The organism is Pseudomonas sp. A6 (assembly GCF_052367875.1).
GTDB classification, from domain to species: Bacteria; Pseudomonadota; Gammaproteobacteria; order Pseudomonadales; family Pseudomonadaceae; genus Pseudomonas; species Pseudomonas citronellolis.
The window spans coordinates 696,699-712,558 of sequence record NZ_CP198970.1 but is presented as its reverse complement, the minus strand read 5'-3'; the positions used below and the strand labels follow the sequence as shown (position 1 = coordinate 712,558).

Genomic DNA, 15,860 nt, shown 5'->3' with positions numbered 1-15,860 from the left:
CCTTCTGGGGGCCTATAGCTCAGTCGGTTAGAGCAGAGGACTCATAATCCTTTGGTCCACGGTTCGAGTCCGTGTGGGCCCACCACCTTCAAAGCCGCGCATTGCGCGGCTTTGCGCTTTCTACAGCCGTAGTATCTAGATCAGCGCTTTGGTCCCAAGGTACGAAAACGGTACAGCGCCGTTACGCCAGCGTGCCCGTGAAGTCCTTCGCGCTTACTTTCGGTAATATCCGCACAATCAAAGGATCGCCGAAGGTCAAGAAATGGACTTCACCCCCATCATCGCTCAGGTCTGGGGCACTGCCGCCTGGTTCATCCCGCTGATACTGCTGATTGGCCTGCTCAAATCGCCGTGGGCCAAGGGCCACATCGGCGAACTCTTGGTGCAGCTGTTTGCCCACTGGCAGTTGGACAAGCAAACCTACCGCCGCCTGCACAATGTCACCCTGAGCACGCCAGACGGCACCACCCAGATCGACCACGTGTTCCTCTCGCCCTACGGCATCTTCGTGCTGGAAACGAAGAACATGAGCGGATGGATCTTCGGCAACGAGAAGCAGGCGCAGTGGACGCAGAAGATCTACAAACGCACCTTCAAATTCCAGAACCCGCTGCGGCAGAACTACAAACACCTCAAGGCCCTGGAAGCCACCCTTGGCGTCAACCCCGAGCACCTGCATTCGGTCATCACCTTCGTCGGCGGCAGCACTTTCAAAACCGAACTGCCAGCCAACGTCACCCAGGGCATCGGTTTTATCCGCTGCATCAAGTCATTCCGGCAACCGGTGTTCAGTACGACCGAAGTCGAAACCATGCTGAATGCCCTGCAAACAGGGCGCCGCACGCCGACATACGCCACCCACCGCGAGCACGTGCAGAACCTCAAGCGGCGCAGTGACCCAACGGCAGAGCGGCAATGCCCCAAATGCGGCAGCGCCTTGGTGATCCGTACGGTGAAATCAGGCCCGAAAGCAGGGCAGCAGTTCTGGGGCTGCTCGACTTTTCCCAAGTGCCGGACGATGCAGAATCTTTGAGAGATGGGCCAGGAACCTGCGCCATCAGGCCGCAATAACTGTCAGCGCAATCCGCTGGCCCAGTACCGCCAGCGCGTGCTCTACCTGCTCGATCTTCGAGCGGTGCAGCAGATCCACCAAGCGGTCCACCTGAGGACGGTTCACCCCCAGCCGGCGAGCCATTTCGGCCTTGCTCACGCCCTGTGCCTGCATGGCATTCCAGAGGGCAGCCTTGGCTGCAGTAAGCGCAGGCAAGCACACCACTGGCTGGCCTGGCGCAGCTCGCGAGGGAAGCGGAATCGGTACTTTGCGCTCCACATACATCGACAGGGCCGTCTCAAGGCCATCGATGGCATCCAGCAGCGCTTCCTCTTCCGTATCCCCTGCACTGGCCAACTCGGGCACGTCATCACTGCTGACCCACACGCTGCCCGCCTCATGATGCACGGTCACGGGATAGTCAAACATAGCTCGCCACCTCTAGCAGGGCCGGATCTCAATCCTTGAGCCCCAAGTCTTTGATTATTTTCGATTATTTTCTTCCTCAGCCCTTCGCCCATTTCCTTGGCACCGTGGTCCGGGAAGATCGTCTGGTTGTCGCCGAAGTAAACCACCGTACGGGCAAAACTATCAGCCTCCGACAGCACCGAATGAGGCATGCGGAGCAAGATGAACAACCAGGAGGACATCACCTGACTGGACGCTGAGCCGAATAGCTCGCACAATCGGCTCATTCAATGAGCCGAATAATCCATTTATTCGGCTCCCCGCCCTTGGAAGACTTGCCATGAACGAGCCCCTATGGATCTGGCAGCAGCCTGACTGGCCGGATTTCCGCTGGCAGGCCGAGCGTCTTGCCCCGCTACTACGCAGTTGCGCCCAGGCCCAGGGGCGTCTGCTGGGCATGGCCGGGACGATCGATGCCGGCAGTGATGCGGAGAATGCGCTGGATGCGTTGCTGCAGAATATCGTCACCAGCTCCGCCATCGAGGGAGAGCAACTGAATGTCGAGTCGGTGCGCTCCTCCCTGGCGCGGCGGCTGGGCCTGGAGAATGGCGGGCGCAGTACGCCGCGCTCCGAGGGCCTGGCCGAACTGATGCTGGATGCCACGCGCGGCCATGCTCAGCCACTGACGCTGGAACGCCTGCTGCACTGGCACCGCCTGCTTTTCCCAATGAGCGATACGTCTCCACACGCCCGAATCCACGTCGGCGATCTGCGGGGCGATGAGCCAATGCAGGTGGTCTCCGGCCGGCTCGATCGGCCCACGGTGCATTTCGAGGCACCGCCACGCGCGGGGCTGGAAGTGCAGCTTCAGGCCTTTCTCGACTGGTTCGCCAGCAGCCGTGCCGATGTTGCTTTGGACCCACTGCTGCGAGCCGGCATCGCGCACTTCTGGTTCGTGACCCTGCATCCCTTCGATGATGGTAATGGGCGGCTGACTCGCGCCATCACCGACCTGGCCCTGGCTCAGGACGAGCAGCAGGCCATCCGCTTCTATGCCATGTCGGCCAGTATTCTTGAGGATCGGCGCGGCTACTACCGGATACTGGAAAGCAGCCAGAAGGCTTCGCTCGATATCACCGCCTGGCTGGAGTGGTTCCTGGCCACCCTGCTGAAAAGCCTGGAGCAGGCGCTGGCACGTATCGACCGGGTACCGGACAAGGCGCGCTTCTGGCAGGCGCACCGCGAGCAGGCGCTTTCAGCCGAACAGCTGAAGGTGCTCAACCGCCTGCTCGATGGCGACCTGCTGGGCGAACGCGGCGGGTTCGAGCAAGGCATCAGCGCCGCCCAGTACCAGGCCGTGGCGAAGGTTTCCAAGGCAACCGCAACCCGCCATCTGGGCGACCTGCTCGACAAGGGCTGCCTGGTCCGCCTGCCAGGCGGCGGGCGCAGCACTCGGTACCAGATCAATTGGCCTACCTCGCCCCTGCTGCCAGCCAAGCGACAGGACAGCCGCGACGACTCCTGATCCCCCTAAAAGCCGTTTGAGTGCACAGTGTCTGGCTCAGCTGGAAGAGTTCGTACACCAAGGGCAGGTCTATCTACACACCATACACGCTCGAACTTGCCCTTTACTGGCTTCGGTCATTCAAGACCGTGCGGTTTCACGAATATCCGTGCGAGTCAGCAACTGCCAAAAAACCAGGAAGCCCCCTACTCGAAATTGACATTGCCGTCCTACAAGAGAGCTACGTAGCGTTTGCCCTGCCATGAGTCAGGTACACAAAGTGCGGAAACCTGGCTCACCAGCGGCGCACCTTACAGAGTGAACTCAATTGCTTCGAAGCAGAGGCGCCCTGGTGCCCCCTGAAAGGATGCCGCTCATACAGTTCCTTGACCTATGGAGGTATTGCGTTTGCACACCACCTTGAAAATTGCCGCCTTCAGCTGCCTGGCCCTGGCTCTTGCTGCGTGCGGCAGCGCCAAAGACGCAAACGAGGGCAACTTTGAAAACGCCATCCAAGCCTATCTGGACACCCAGAAGGGCTTATGCGTGGAGGTTCCGACCAGGAAACTTCCGTTCACTCTAGAAAACTCGGACAAACCGAACCGACAGAACAAGCAAGCGGATGCCCTGGTTGAGGCAGGGCTGCTGGTCAAGCACGCCGCCGATGTCAAGCCGAAGTCTTGGAGCAAAGTGAAGTCTGCCAGCGAGTACCAAGTCACCGACCTGGGCAAGAAGTACCTCGTTACCGGAGAGTCCACCGGCTTTTTCGCTGAGGCCGGCTTTTGCACAGGAAAATACACCATAGTCGGAATCGACAATTTCACCGAGCCGAGCGACATATTGGGCGCAAAGATGTCACAGGTAAACTTCCGATATAAGGTCAAGGAGCCCGCCGACTGGGCCAATTCGGAGAGCCTGCAGTCGGCCTACGGCGAATTTGCCAAGAAGATCAAAAACGACACTCCAGACAAGGCCGTTCTGGTTCTGACCAACGAAGGATGGATGCATAAAGCGCTGTTGTAGCCCTGAAGGGTGTACACAGGACCAACCCACGACATCAGGAAAGATAAAGCGGCGCTCCACTCTGGAAGCGCCGCTTTGTCATTTACCGCTGACTGTAGCGAGGTGCTTGCGACGCGACCAAATCATTCTTCATGATCTCGAGCAGACTCCCCACGGTGATGGAAGTACAGATAGACAAGCGACAGGACGACCGCGAAGAGCGCTGAATCCCCCACGAAAAGTCGCGTGATTGTGCAGCCCGAAGACAGTTCGCGCAGCGCAGCGGATGCGGCAGCGCCTTGGTGATCAGTACGGTGAAATCAGGCCCGAAAGCAGAGCAGCCGTTCTGGGAGTGCTCGACATTCCCCAAAGGCCCCTTGGGTGGCGTCTTTTCGCTCAATCGGCAAAACACCGAGCTCCAGTTCCATGATGGCGATGGCAGACACGAAAAGCTCGGCGGCATCGACGCTTTCACTCCATGCCGCAACGTTCGGGTCAGCTTTGCCGGCCCGAACCTTTCGCACTTCGGACACCACGTTGGTGTCGAGAACGAACATCATGAGAAGTCAGCCGGCTGGGTGCCGATGGTCACACGTGGTGCTTCAAACTCGATGTCCGCAACGTCCGGCATAGCCAGAGAATCGGCAATGTTGCGACGCTGCTTCGTAAGCCGCTGGTATTCCTCGATGCTCAACAACACATGAGCGGGCTTGCCACGATCCGTGATGAACACCGGCCCTTGCTTGGCCGCCTTCTTTGCGCGGGTAACATCCTGGTCAAGTTCTCGACTGGATAGGGTCGTGATGGTCATGGCGGTACCTCCCGCATCTCTGGATAGCTCGCACAATCGATTCATGAAATGAGCCGAATAATCTGATTATTCGGCTCATCCTCCCAGAAGGGCTTGCCATGCACTTTTCGCTCCCCCGCGAAAAGCCGCTTGATTACACAGCGTCTGGCTCAGTTCGAAGACAGCTCACGCAGCGCGGCGGTAGCCAGGAAGCCGGAGCGAGAGGCGTAGCGATGGTCGCGCTTCACGCGTTCGTCGATGCGTTGCAGGAGGTTTTCCGGGAGGCTGGCGTTGAAGCGCACAGCCTTGCCCAGGTAGGGGGTGACGTCGAAGTCGACCACCGCCCAGACACCGCCGGCGTAGTCGGGGTTGCCCATGTGAGTGTCCACCTCCTGGGCTTGAGGGAGCGTCTCGCCGTCGGCCACCAGGCCTTCGAAGTGCAGGGCCAGGGCTTCCTGGACGTTTTCCAGCGCCTGGCTGACGGTGCCGCCGGCGGAGAAGCAGCCAGGCACGTCAGGGATGGTCACGCCGTAATCCGAGTCGGCGTCCTTGTGCAGAACCACGGGGAATTTCATGTTGATGCCCTCCTCCTGGGCTGACGGCCGACTCATCGCAGGCCGGCCTGGCGCAGAATGCTGTTCACGGTCCCGATCGGCAGGTTGCTCCTGGGGTGGGGAACCGTCACCCGCCCCTTCTTGGTGAAATGCCGGAACTGGTGATGACTGCCTTTCACCTCAACCAGGAACCAGCCATCCGCCCGGATCAACTCCATGATTTCTCGACTGCGCATCGTCCCTCCGCCCAGCCTTGGTGTGTATGCTACACACCAAGGCTGTGATTATCTACACACACTACACACCCAACTTTCGACCTTGCCGTCAGGCGCTCCGCCGCAATTGAAGAGCGCCGAGGCTTTGGGCGGTGCGAGGGGGTTGGCGGGAGCGGAAATCTGGGAAATTGCCTACGAGGCATTGGCGTTGCTGTCTTACGAGACGGCTGCGTAGCGTTCCACCTGCCACGGATCAGACGTGGCCAGGTGTGGAATCCTGCTAGCAACCATCGCAATACACGCCATAGCGGAGTTCTTCGGCGTTCACCGAACGATCTTCGGCTGTCTATGGCGGGCCGTGCGAGGCGGGCTTTTGCCCGACCGGTTGGTTGCTTCCGGGATTCCACCCTTGCACGGTCCGCCTCCCTTCTCCGGATTGCCTGGGTGGCGGCTTCTTCGATGCAGCAAGGAGCGACAGCATGAGCCTTTCTTCCACTTCCGATTCCGTCCTCGTCCCTTCCGTGTTCCTGCGTCATCGCCGGCCCCTGCGGGCGGTGCTGATCGAGAACCAGGCATGGTTCGTCGGGCGTGACCTGGCGCGGCTGACCAACAGCCATGTGTCCACGCGGGTTATCCACAAACTGGATGCCGATCAACAGCGGTTCGAGTGCCTGCAGGTGGCCGGCGGCGAGGTGACGCGTGAGTGGCTGGTCAGCGAGAGCGGCGTGTATGCGTTGCTGATGGTGCATTTCTATCACCCGGAGAACCGGGGCTTGCGGCAGTGGTTGAGCAATGAGGTGGTGCCGGCGTTGCGGGATGCTCGGCAGGGCGATCCGGATTTGCCTCGGCGAAGGGTGAAGCGGGTGCAGGGGCAGCAGTTGAGCGTGCTGGATTGGCAGGGGAAGTTGTGGGTGCGGTTTGGGGATGCGGTGGGGTTGATGGAGCGGGAGGTTCGGCGGGAGTCGTAGGGTTGGGGGCGGTATTCATGGTGATGGGTATCGCTGCGCTCAACGCCATCCTACGGGGGTCAAGGTTGGGTCAGGTGCGGTTTTTAACTTGGGTTCCCTCTCCCCAGCCCTCTCCCTGAAGGGAGAGGGGGCTTGTCCGTGCCGAGAGAGATAATGGTTTCAGCCGAAACCTACCTGGCTAACCGGCTAACTCCAAAACGCCCGCATCTGCCCAACGGTCCCCTCTCCCTTCAGGGAGAGGGTTGCCGAACGCCACCCCGGCGACGACGCCCCCAGCCATGCAGCAGCCTTCACCGCTTCGCAATGATGTAAACCGCATGCACGATGCCCGGGATATACCCCAGCAGCGTCAGCAGGATGTTCAGCCAGAACGCCCCGCCGAAGCCGACCTGGAGGAACACGCCCAGGGGCGGGAGGATGATGGCGATGAGGATGCGGATCAGGTCCATGGCGGGTGCTCCTTGTAACTGTGGCTACTGACACCAGCATCGACCACGGCCGCTTCGCTGGCGTTCAATCCTTTTGCGGGCCATGGTTGCGGGCAGTGTCAGGCCGCTGCGTACCGAAAAGGTGCAACCCCGCTCCCGCCCCAGCGCGCAGATGCCCGCTCTCCTAAAATGCAAGGCAAGGTCCGCTTCTTGCAACGATCGCCGGGCATCCGCTGCATCCGCCGGCATGGTCACCTTTCTACACAGTCCGTCGAGTTCGACCAATGGCTGGTTGCACCTGGTTGCACCTTTGTCGTCCGGCGTTTAAATTCTCGCCACATTTCCGCCGTGCCCACTTTCAATAACAGGTACAACCATGGCCACCACCACCCTTGGCGTGAAGCTGGACGACGCCACCCGTGAACGTCTGAAGCAAGCCGCCCAAGCCATCGAGCGCACGCCGCACTGGATCATCAAGCAGGCGATCTTCAACTATCTGGAGCAGATCGAGGGTGGTCTCTCCCCCGCCGCGCAGTCCGGCCTGGCCGCCGCGGCCGGCGAGGAATCGCTGGAGGCGCTGAACGAGCAGGGCCTGCAGGTGTTCCTGGACTTCGCCGAGAGCATCCTGCCGCAGTCCGTGCTGCGCGCCGCCATCACTTCCGCCTACCGCCGCCCGGAAACCGAAGCGCTGCCGATGCTGCTGGAGCAGGCCCGCCTGCCGCAGGACAAGGCCGAGGCCGCCAACAAGATGGCCCTGGGCATCGCCGAGAAGCTGCGCAACCAGAAGAGCGCCGGCGGCCGTCAGGGCCTGGTGCAGGGCCTGCTGCAGGAGTTCTCGCTGTCGTCCCAGGAGGGCGTGGCGCTGATGTGCCTGGCCGAGGCGCTGTTGCGCATTCCGGACAAGGCCACCCGCGACGCGCTGATCCGCGACAAGATCAGCAACGGCAACTGGAGCCAGCACCTGGGCCAGAGCCCGTCGATGTTCGTCAACGCCGCGTCCTGGGGCCTGCTGATCACCGGCAAGCTGGTGTCCACCCACACCGAGGCGGGCATGACCTCCTCGCTCAACCGCATCATCGGCAAGAGCGGCGAGCCGCTGATCCGCAAGGGCGTGGACATGGCCATGCGCCTGATGGGCGAGCAGTTCGTCACCGGCGAGACCATCGGCGAAGCCCTGGCCAACGCGGCCAACATGGAAAGCCGTGGCTTCCGCTATTCCTACGACATGCTCGGCGAAGCCGCGCTGACCGACGAGGACGCCAAGCGCTACCTGGCCTCCTACGAGCAGGCCATCCACGCCATCGGCAAGGCCTCCCACGGCCGTGGCATCTACGAAGGTCCGGGCATCTCCATCAAGCTCTCGGCGCTGCACCCGCGCTACAGCCGCGCGCAATACGACCGGGTGATGGACGAGCTGTACCCGACCCTGCTGGGCCTGACGCAGATGGCCAAGCAGTATGACATCGGCATCAACATCGACGCCGAGGAAGCCGACCGCCTGGAAATCTCCCTCGACCTGCTGGAGCGCCTGTGCTTCGAGCCGTCGCTGAGCGGCTGGAACGGCATCGGCTTCGTCATCCAGGGCTACCAGAAGCGCTGCCCGTACGTGATCGACTACGTGATCGACCTGGCCAAGCGCAGCCGCCACCGCCTGATGATCCGCCTGGTGAAGGGCGCCTACTGGGACAGCGAGATCAAGCTGGCCCAGGTCAACGGCCTGGAAGGCTACCCGGTCTACACCCGCAAGCCCTACACCGACGTTTCCTACATCGCCTGCGCGCGCAAGCTGCTGGCGGTGCCGGAGGCCATCTACCCGCAGTTCGCCACCCACAACGCCCACTCACTGTCGGCCATCTACCAGATCGCCGGGCAGAACTACTACCCCGGCCAGTACGAGTTCCAGTGCCTGCACGGCATGGGCGAGCCGCTGTACGAGCAGGTGGTGGGCAAGGTCGCCGACGGCAAGTTCAACCGCCCGTGCCGCATCTACGCCCCGGTGGGCAGTCACGAGACGCTGCTGGCCTACCTGGTGCGCCGCCTGCTGGAAAACGGCGCCAACACCAGCTTCGTCAACCGCATCGCCGACCACAGCATCTCGCTGCAGGACCTGGTGACCGACCCGGTGCAGCAGGTCGAGCAGATGGCCGCCCAGGAAGGCACCCTCGGCCTGCCGCACCCGCGCATCCCGCTGCCGCGTGATCTGTATGGCGAAGGCCGGGCCAACTCCGCCGGCCTGGACCTGGCCAACGAACACCGCCTGGGCTCGCTCTCCTCGGCGCTGCTGACCAGCACCAACCAGGCCTACGTCGCCCAGCCGGTGCTCGGCGGCGAAGCCCCGGCGCCCGCCGCGGCCGAGCCGGTGAAGAACCCGGCCGACCACCGCGACGTCGTCGGTCAGGTGCACGAGGCCAGCGAGGCGGACGTGAACAACGCCCTGCTCAGCGCCCAGGCCAGCGGGCCGATCTGGCAGTCCACCCTGCCGGAAGAGCGCGCCGCCGTGCTGGAGCGCGCCGCCGACCAGATGGAAAGCGAGATGCAGCAGCTGATGGGCCTGTTGGTGCGCGAATCCGGCAAGACCTTCGCCAACGCCATCGCCGAAGTGCGCGAGGCGGTGGACTTCCTGCGCTACTACGCGGCCCAGGCCCGCACCTTCTCCAACGACAGCCACCGCCCGCTGGGCCCGGTGGTGTGCATCAGCCCGTGGAACTTCCCGCTGGCGATCTTCAGCGGCCAGGTGGCCGCCGCCCTGGCCGCCGGCAACACGGTGCTGGCCAAGCCGGCCGAGCAGACCCCGCTGATCGCCGCCCAGGCCGTGCGCATCCTGCTCGAAGCCGGCGTGCCGGCCGGCGTGCTGCAGCTGCTGCCGGGCCGCGGCGAGACCGTCGGCGCGCGCCTTGTCGGTGACGAGCGTGTGCGCGGCGTGATGTTCACCGGCTCCACCGAAGTCGCCGGCATCCTCCAGCGCAACATCGCCGGCCGCCTGGACGCCCAGGGCCGCGCCATTCCGCTGATCGCCGAGACCGGCGGGATGAATGCGATGATCGTCGACTCCTCGGCGCTGGCCGAGCAGGTGGTGGTGGACGTGATCAACTCCGCCTTCGACAGCGCCGGCCAGCGCTGCTCGGCCCTGCGCGTGCTGTGCGTGCAGGCCGACGTGGCCGACCGCGTGGTGCAGATGCTCAAGGGCGCCATGGCCGAATACACCCTCGGCTCGCCGGAGCACCTGAACGTGGACATCGGCCCAGTGATCGACGCCGAGGCCAAGGGCAATATCGACCGCCACATCCAGGCCATGCGCGACAAGGGCCGCAAGGTCTTCCAGGCCGCGCGGGTGAACGGCGACGCGCTCAAGCGCGGCACCTTCGTGGTACCGACGCTGATCGAGCTGGACAGCTTCGACGAGCTCAAGCGCGAGATCTTCGGCCCGGTGCTGCACCTGGTGCGCTACGAGCGCTCCGACCTGGACCAGTTGCTGGCGCAGATCAACGCCTCCGGCTACGGCCTGACCCTCGGCGTGCACACGCGCATCGACGAGACCATCAGCCAGGTGGTGGGCAACGCCCATGTCGGCAACCTGTACGTGAACCGCAACATCGTCGGCGCCGTGGTCGGCGTGCAGCCGTTCGGCGGCGAAGGCCTGTCCGGCACCGGCCCGAAGGCCGGCGGCCCGCTGTACCTGTTCCGCCTGCTGTCGACCCGCCCGCGCGACGCGGTGGCCAGGCAGCTGACCGGCGACAACGTCCAGGCCCTGCCGCGCCCGGCCGAGCGCGAGAAGGCCCTGCAAGCCCTGCGCGACTGGGCGGCCAAGCAGGAGCCGGAACTGGCGAAGGTGGCGGACGAGTTCGCCAGCCTGGCGCAGAGCTACGCCTGCCACGTGCTGACCGGCCCGACCGGCGAACGCAACACCTACACCCTGCTGCCGCGCGAGCGTGTGCTGAACCTCGCCGAGGAGCGCGCCGACCTGCTGGTGCAACTGGCCGCCACCCTGGCGGTGGGCAGCCTGGCGGTATGGCCGGCGAGCCAGCGCGAGCTGCGTGACGGCCTGCCGAAGGAAGTGCAGAAGCGTATCGAGCTGGTCAGCGACTGGACCGCCGCCGAAGCCGCCTTCGACGCCATCCTGCACCACGGCGATTCCGACCAGCTGCGCGAGGTGTGCGAACAGGCCGCCAAGCGCAAGGGCGCCATCGTTGGCGTGCACGGCCTGGGCAAGGGTGAAACCGACGTACCGCTGGAGCGCCTGCTGGTGGAGCACGCCCTGAGCGTGAACACTGCGGCCGCCGGCGGTAACGCCAGCCTGATGACCATCGGCTGATGCGACGGCGGCGGCCCTACCCGGCCGCCGCCAGCGACACCCGCGCCCTTGCGGCGCGAACCGCGCTACCGCCCTCGTCGAGGGGGCTACCCGCCCGGTAGCGCGGCTTTCCCTCCAGGCATTCCGTGCCTCGCGTCCACCCACACGGCGGATGCCGCGGCGGGGCTACCCTCCCCGCCGCATTCCTTCCTTACAGGAACCAGCGATATTCGCGAGCGCTGACTTCGTCCATGAACTCCAGGTGATCGTGGCGCTTGTTCTCGCAGTAGACGAAGACGAACTCGCTGCCGAGCCCTTCCTTGACCACCGGGTGGTTCTCCATGGCCGCCACCGCGCCAAGCATGTCGCGGGGGAAATCGATGCCGCTGTCGCGGTCTTCGTTCAGCGGGGCGATGGGTTCCTTGCCCGCTTCCAGGCCGTATTCCATGCCGGTGAGGATGGCCGCCAACACCAGGTACGGGTTGGCGTCGGCGCCGGCCAGACGGTGTTCGATGCGCAGGTTCCTGCCGTCGGACTCAGGGATGCGGATGCACGCGTCGCGGTCTTCGAAGCCCCAGCTGGCCTTGCTCGCCGCGTTCACCCGCGAGCCGTAGCGGCGGTAGGCGTTGTGGTTGGCGGCGAAGATCGGCATGCAGTGCGGCAGCAGCTCCAGGCAGCCGGCCACGGCGTGGCGCAGCGGGCGCTGGCCCTCGCCGTCGAGCAGGTTGCGGCCGTCGCGGTCGTACAGGCTGACGTGGACGTGCATGCCGCTGCCCGGCGCGTGCAGGTAGGGCTTGCTCATGAAGCTGGCGCGGTGCCCGTGCTTGAGCGCCACGCCACGGGTGGCGCGGGTGAACAGCGCGGCCTGGTCGGCGGCGTGCAGGCCGTCCTCGCAGTGGGCGAAGTTGATCTCGAACTGGCCCGGGCCGATCTCGGCGGTGATCACGTTGGCGTCCACGCCCTGCTCGCGCGAGGCTTCGACGATTTCATGCAGCACATCGGAGAAGCGCGACAGGCGCTCGATGTGCATGTTCGGCTGGTCGTCCTCGTCGTCGCACAGCGGGTCGCGCGGGTACTGCGGCAGGCCGTCCTTGAGCTTCCTGTCGAACAGGTAGAACTCCAGCTCGAAGGCCACCACCGGGCGAATACCCTTGCCTTCCAGGCGCTTGAGCACGCGCGCCAGCACTTCCCGCGGTTCGAACTCGATGGGCGCCTCGGTGCCGTCGGAGCTGATGATCATCTGCCCCAGCGGCTGGCTCTCCCAGCGCACCGGCTTGAGCGTGCCGGGGATCAGCCGGCGCGGCGCGTCCGGGTCACCGTCGTTGAAGCAGTAGTCGCCGATCGGGTGCAGGCCGCCCTGCACGCCCAGCAGCACGCAGTTCTGCGGCAGTTTCAGGGGCGAGCCGGCGGCGACTTTCTCCAGCATGTCCACCGGGTAGCGCTTGCCGTAGAAGTGCCCGGGGATGTCCAGGCAGATCAGGTCGACGTAGTGCACGTCCGGGTTCTGGGCGCGGAAGGCGCGTACTTCGCTGAGCAGGTCGGGGAAGGTTTGGCGGTTCATCTTCTTGGTGCCTGTGTCGGGCGCAGCCGGATGCCTTCAGGTGAAGATCCAGAGCACCCTCGTTGGTTTGTCTGTCAGGTTGCCGTAGCGGAATTTCGCGTGCGGCGGCAGCTGGAAGCTGTCGTTGGGGTAAAGGGTGACGGTCTCGTCCTGGTACCAGAGGGTCAGTTCGCCCTCCAGCACGAAGCCGCCCTGTTCGGAGCTGTCGTTGAGGTGGTCCTCGCCGCTGGTGGCGCCGGGGGCGAGGATGCTGTCGAGCATCGAGAAGCCGCCGGACATGTTCGGCGAGGCGAGGATGTCGGTGATGCCGCCGGCGTAGTACAGCGTGCGGCGGTCGGCCGGGCGCGTCACCCAGGCCAGCTCGCGCGCCGGCCCCTCGGCGTAGAAGTAGGTGGTCGGCACGCCGAGGGCTTCGCTGATGGCGGTGAGGTCGGCCACGGTGGGGCGCGACAGGCCGCGCTCGACCTGGGAGAGGAAGCCCACCGAGCGGCCGATGCGCTCGGCCAGGGCGCCGAGGGTCAGGTTCTTGTGCTTGCGCAGGTCGCGGATCAGGGTCGCGAGGTGTTCGTTCTGGTGTTCTTGCATAGGCGCTGTCCGGCTCGGGTCAGAAGAAGTCCCGCAAGCGATACCAGGCTTTGCCGACGGCTTCCAGTGGCGCGGCGAAGCGCTGGCCGCCGGGGAAGCCGGGATTGCTCAGGCGCTGGTACAGGTCGAGCTCCTCGCCATGCCCGAGCATGGCCTGGCTGACCGCGCGGGCGGCGGCCAGGCTGGGCAGCACGCCGTGCCCGGAATAGCCCTGCAGCCAGTAGAGGTCGCCGCGGCGGCCGACGTCCGGGGTGCGCCGCATGCTGCAGTCGATGTGCCCGCCCCAGGCGTATTCCAGCTCCACCCCGCGCAGTTGCGGGAACACCCGCTCGACGTAGGGCCGGGTGGCGGCGCGGATGTCCGAGGGCATTCCGCCCAGGTAGGTGCAGCCGCCGCCGAACAGCAGGCGGTGGTCGGGGGTGAGGCGGAAGTAGTCGAGGACGAACTGGTTGTCGGTCACGCAGCAGTTCTTCGGCAGCAGCGAGTGCGCAAGCTCGGCGCCCAACGGCGCGGTGGCGACCTGGTAGGTGCCCACCGGCAGGATGCGCGCAGAGACTTCCTTGTCCAGGCCGTCGATATAGGCGTTGCAGGCCAGCACCAGGGCGGCGCAGCGGATGCTGCCGTGCTCGGTCTCGACGAGGTAGCCGTTGCCCTGCTCGCTGTAGCGCAGCGCGCGGGTCTGCTCGAAGATGCGCCCGCCGGCCTTCTCCAGCGCGCCGGCGAGGCCGTAGGCCAGTTTCAGCGGGTTGAGGTGCGCGGAGTTCGGGTCGTACAGGCCGGCCAGGTAGCGTTCGCTGGCGATCCACTGCGGCAGCTCGGCGCGGGAAACCATCTGCAGGCCTTCATAGCCCCAGCGGCGCGCGGCCTCGCCCTGCCACTCCTCGAGCATGCCGACGCGGCGCGGCAGCACGGCGGTCCACAGGTGGCCGACGCGGTAGTCGCAGTCGAAGCCGTGGCGCTGCGGCAGGTCGCGCATTTCCCGCGCGGCCCAGAGCATGCCCTGCCACAGACGCAAAGCGCCTTCATGGCCGAGGTCGGCTTCGATCGGACCGAGGTCGCTGGACCAGCCCGGCAGAGCCTGGCCGCCATTGCGCCCGGACGCCGCCCAGGCGATGCGGCTGGCCTCGATGACGCAGACCTGGCGGCCGCCTTCGGCCAGTTGCAGCGCGGTGTGCAGGCCGCTGAAGCCGGCGCCGATCACCAGCACCTCGACCTCCAGCGCATCCGTCAGCTGCGCGCGGGGCTGCAGCAATTCCGGGTTGGCGGCGGCGTAGTAGGTGCCGACGGGCTGGCTGGATTGCAGGAACATGGCGACCTCGTGAAATTGTCATGCTTGTTTTTCATGAAAACTAACACAAAGAATTTCACGAAGCCAGCCCGGCGCGAATCCACAGCGACCCGCGGCAGCCCAGCCAGGGGGAAGCCGGGCCGTGCGCGCGGGATGACAGACGCCCATCTGTTGCTATGTTCTTAGGAGATAAAAAGGCCGCCGGACGCGGTTCGGTCGGGCGTACAGGGGATAACCGGATGAATCGGATGCTGAAGCCGCAGCCTTATTGCAAGAATTGCCGACTGGCACCGCCCACCCTCAGCGACGACAAGCTCCAGGAGCTGGAAGCCCTCATCAAGCCCGGCCACCTGCTGCACAAGGGCGACCACCTGTTCCGCCAGGGCGACGCCTTCCACAACGTCTACCTGGTGCGTTCCGGCTCGCTGAAGACGGTGACCACCAACGAGCAGGGCCTGGAGAAGATCACCGGCTTCTATTACGCCAACGAGATCTTCGGCTTCTCCGGCATGGACGAGGGCCGCTACCCGGTGTCGGCCATCGCCCTGGAAAGCACCCTGTGCAGCGAGATTCCCTTCGACCAGCTGGAGCTGCTGTCGCAGCAGATTCCCGGGCTGTCGCACCAGCTGCTGCTGATGATGAGCCGCAAGATCCGCGAGGACCAGCAGATGAAGCTGCTGCTCTCGCGGCTCAACGCCGACTCGCGGATCGCCGCCTTCCTGCTGAACATCTCCGCGCACTTCCGCGAGCGCGGCTTCTCGGCCTTGCGCTTCCGCCTGAGCATGTCGCGCCACGAGATCGGCGACTACCTGGGGCTGGCGGTGGAGACCGTGTCGCGCAGCTTCACCCGCCTGCAGAAGAACGGCCTGCTGCGGGTCAACGGGCGGGAGACGGAGATCGTCGACTTCACCGAGCTGTGCGCGCTGGCGGGTGGCGAGATCGAGCTGTAAGGCCTTTATCGCGGACGGAGTCCGCTCCTACGGGAGCATGCCGATGGCATATGGCCGCGCCAGGTTTCTTTCGTAGGATGGGTTGAGCCTGCGAAACCCATGCGGTCATTGGCGATGGGTATCGCTCCGCTCAACCCATCCTACGGTGCGTGCTTGCCTGAGGGTGTAGGAGCGGGCCCTGCCCGCGATTCGCGCGCAGGGCGCGCTCCTACATGGGCTACGTCATGGCTGATGCAGCGTAGGAGCGGATTCATCCGCGATGCGG

14 protein-coding genes, 1 tRNA gene and 1 pseudogene are annotated in these 15,860 nt (G+C 64.7%); 7 read left to right on the top strand and 9 right to left on the bottom strand.

Features of this window, described 5'->3' with window-relative positions; all coding sequences use genetic code 11:
* Positions 1–8 precede the first annotated feature (8 nt).
* Both ACTWJ5_RS03185 and ACTWJ5_RS03180 read left to right on the top strand, forming a co-directional pair.
* A tRNA-Ile gene (locus ACTWJ5_RS03185) sits at positions 9–85 on the top strand.
* Between the two features lie 177 nt (positions 86–262).
* The gene (locus tag ACTWJ5_RS03180; protein WP_253410925.1) at positions 263–1,033 is read left to right on the top strand and encodes a nuclease-related domain-containing protein; all 771 of its coding nucleotides are present in this window, start codon (positions 263–265) and stop codon (positions 1,031–1,033) included.
* Between the two features lie 24 nt (positions 1,034–1,057).
* On the opposite strand, the gene ACTWJ5_RS03175 is transcribed toward ACTWJ5_RS03180, so the two are convergent.
* Complete coding sequence (locus ACTWJ5_RS03175; RefSeq protein ID WP_253410923.1) at positions 1,058–1,480, bottom strand: helix-turn-helix domain-containing protein; 423 nt, start codon at positions 1,478–1,480, stop codon at positions 1,058–1,060.
* A 319-nt stretch (positions 1,481–1,799) separates the two neighbouring features.
* On the opposite strand from ACTWJ5_RS03175, the gene ACTWJ5_RS03170 reads away from it, so the two are divergent.
* Complete coding sequence (locus ACTWJ5_RS03170) at positions 1,800–2,984, top strand: Fic family protein (RefSeq protein ID WP_253410921.1); 1,185 nt, start codon at positions 1,800–1,802, stop codon at positions 2,982–2,984.
* Between the two features lie 387 nt (positions 2,985–3,371).
* Complete coding sequence (locus tag ACTWJ5_RS03165) at positions 3,372–3,986, top strand: hypothetical protein (protein ID WP_253391641.1); 615 nt, start codon at positions 3,372–3,374, stop codon at positions 3,984–3,986.
* A 350-nt stretch (positions 3,987–4,336) separates the two neighbouring features.
* Here the strand turns inward: ACTWJ5_RS03165 and ACTWJ5_RS03160 are convergent.
* From ACTWJ5_RS03160 to ACTWJ5_RS03145, 4 genes and pseudogenes are all read right to left on the bottom strand, one after another.
* A pseudogene (locus ACTWJ5_RS03160) lies at positions 4,337–4,522 on the bottom strand (VapC toxin family PIN domain ribonuclease); the annotation flags it as partial.
* Positions 4,522–4,776 carry a type II toxin-antitoxin system Phd/YefM family antitoxin gene (locus tag ACTWJ5_RS03155; protein ID WP_249917990.1) on the bottom strand — a complete coding sequence of 85 codons (255 nt, stop codon included), beginning with the start codon at positions 4,774–4,776 and terminating at the stop codon, positions 4,522–4,524. The gene ACTWJ5_RS03155 and the pseudogene ACTWJ5_RS03160, both read right to left, overlap by 1 nt.
* 149 nt (positions 4,777–4,925) lie before the next feature.
* Complete coding sequence (locus ACTWJ5_RS03150; protein WP_009615524.1) at positions 4,926–5,330, bottom strand: type II toxin-antitoxin system HicB family antitoxin; 405 nt, start codon at positions 5,328–5,330, stop codon at positions 4,926–4,928.
* Between the two features lie 32 nt (positions 5,331–5,362).
* The gene (locus ACTWJ5_RS03145; protein ID WP_009615522.1) at positions 5,363–5,545 is read right to left on the bottom strand and encodes a type II toxin-antitoxin system HicA family toxin; all 183 of its coding nucleotides are present in this window, start codon (positions 5,543–5,545) and stop codon (positions 5,363–5,365) included.
* A 458-nt stretch (positions 5,546–6,003) separates the two neighbouring features.
* On the opposite strand from ACTWJ5_RS03145, the gene ACTWJ5_RS03140 reads away from it, so the two are divergent.
* Positions 6,004–6,492 (top strand): BRO-N domain-containing protein, encoded by a 489-nt coding sequence (locus tag ACTWJ5_RS03140; RefSeq protein WP_058073292.1) that lies wholly within the window; start codon positions 6,004–6,006, stop codon positions 6,490–6,492.
* 290 nt (positions 6,493–6,782) lie between these two features.
* Here ACTWJ5_RS03140 and ACTWJ5_RS03135 read toward each other — a convergent pair whose 3' ends face one another.
* Positions 6,783–6,941 carry a YqaE/Pmp3 family membrane protein gene (locus ACTWJ5_RS03135; protein WP_009615518.1) on the bottom strand — a complete coding sequence of 53 codons (159 nt, stop codon included), beginning with the start codon at positions 6,939–6,941 and terminating at the stop codon, positions 6,783–6,785.
* 355 nt (positions 6,942–7,296) lie between these two features.
* On the opposite strand from ACTWJ5_RS03135, the gene putA reads away from it, so the two are divergent.
* Positions 7,297–11,232 (top strand): trifunctional transcriptional regulator/proline dehydrogenase/L-glutamate gamma-semialdehyde dehydrogenase, encoded by a 3,936-nt coding sequence (putA, locus tag ACTWJ5_RS03130; RefSeq protein ID WP_444437456.1) that lies wholly within the window; start codon positions 7,297–7,299, stop codon positions 11,230–11,232.
* 190 nt (positions 11,233–11,422) lie between these two features.
* On the opposite strand, the gene ACTWJ5_RS03125 is transcribed toward putA, so the two are convergent.
* From ACTWJ5_RS03125 to ACTWJ5_RS03115, 3 genes are read right to left on the bottom strand one after another with little or no spacing between them, the layout of a single operon-like run.
* Positions 11,423–12,772 carry a glutamine synthetase family protein gene (locus ACTWJ5_RS03125; RefSeq protein ID WP_444437455.1) on the bottom strand — a complete coding sequence of 450 codons (1,350 nt, stop codon included), beginning with the start codon at positions 12,770–12,772 and terminating at the stop codon, positions 11,423–11,425.
* Positions 12,773–12,808: 36 nt separating this feature from the next.
* The gene (locus ACTWJ5_RS03120) at positions 12,809–13,357 is read right to left on the bottom strand and encodes a helix-turn-helix domain-containing protein (RefSeq protein WP_043319201.1); all 549 of its coding nucleotides are present in this window, start codon (positions 13,355–13,357) and stop codon (positions 12,809–12,811) included.
* 19 nt (positions 13,358–13,376) lie between these two features.
* Complete coding sequence (locus ACTWJ5_RS03115) at positions 13,377–14,666, bottom strand: NAD(P)/FAD-dependent oxidoreductase (protein ID WP_249917993.1); 1,290 nt, start codon at positions 14,664–14,666, stop codon at positions 13,377–13,379.
* Between the two features lie 227 nt (positions 14,667–14,893).
* On the opposite strand from ACTWJ5_RS03115, the gene ACTWJ5_RS03110 reads away from it, so the two are divergent.
* On the top strand, positions 14,894–15,595 hold the full coding sequence (locus tag ACTWJ5_RS03110) for a transcriptional regulator FNR (protein ID WP_009615508.1): 702 nt from the start codon (positions 14,894–14,896) through the stop codon (positions 15,593–15,595).
* Positions 15,596–15,860 lie beyond the last annotated feature (265 nt).

Bases quoted from the DNA above. Each gene is read 5' to 3' on its own strand.
- ACTWJ5_RS03125 (WP_444437455.1), bottom strand. From the start codon at position 12,772: ATGAACCGCCAAACCTTCCCCGACCTGCTCAGCGAAGTACGCGCCTTC.
- ACTWJ5_RS03145 (WP_009615522.1), bottom strand. From the start codon at position 5,545: ATGCGCAGTCGAGAAATCATGGAGTTGATCCGGGCGGATGGCTGGTTC.
- ACTWJ5_RS03140 (WP_058073292.1), top strand. From the start codon at position 6,004: ATGAGCCTTTCTTCCACTTCCGATTCCGTCCTCGTCCCTTCCGTGTTC.
- putA (WP_444437456.1), top strand. From the start codon at position 7,297: ATGGCCACCACCACCCTTGGCGTGAAGCTGGACGACGCCACCCGTGAA.
- ACTWJ5_RS03175 (WP_253410923.1), bottom strand. From the start codon at position 1,480: ATGTTTGACTATCCCGTGACCGTGCATCATGAGGCGGGCAGCGTGTGG.
- ACTWJ5_RS03110 (WP_009615508.1), top strand. From the start codon at position 14,894: ATGCTGAAGCCGCAGCCTTATTGCAAGAATTGCCGACTGGCACCGCCC.
- ACTWJ5_RS03120 (WP_043319201.1), bottom strand. From the start codon at position 13,357: ATGCAAGAACACCAGAACGAACACCTCGCGACCCTGATCCGCGACCTG.
- ACTWJ5_RS03135 (WP_009615518.1), bottom strand. From the start codon at position 6,941: ATGGACCTGATCCGCATCCTCATCGCCATCATCCTCCCGCCCCTGGGC.
- ACTWJ5_RS03170 (WP_253410921.1), top strand. From the start codon at position 1,800: ATGAACGAGCCCCTATGGATCTGGCAGCAGCCTGACTGGCCGGATTTC.
- ACTWJ5_RS03150 (WP_009615524.1), bottom strand. From the start codon at position 5,330: ATGAAATTCCCCGTGGTTCTGCACAAGGACGCCGACTCGGATTACGGC.
- ACTWJ5_RS03180 (WP_253410925.1), top strand. From the start codon at position 263: ATGGACTTCACCCCCATCATCGCTCAGGTCTGGGGCACTGCCGCCTGG.
- ACTWJ5_RS03155 (WP_249917990.1), bottom strand. From the start codon at position 4,776: ATGACCATCACGACCCTATCCAGTCGAGAACTTGACCAGGATGTTACC.
- ACTWJ5_RS03115 (WP_249917993.1), bottom strand. From the start codon at position 14,666: ATGTTCCTGCAATCCAGCCAGCCCGTCGGCACCTACTACGCCGCCGCC.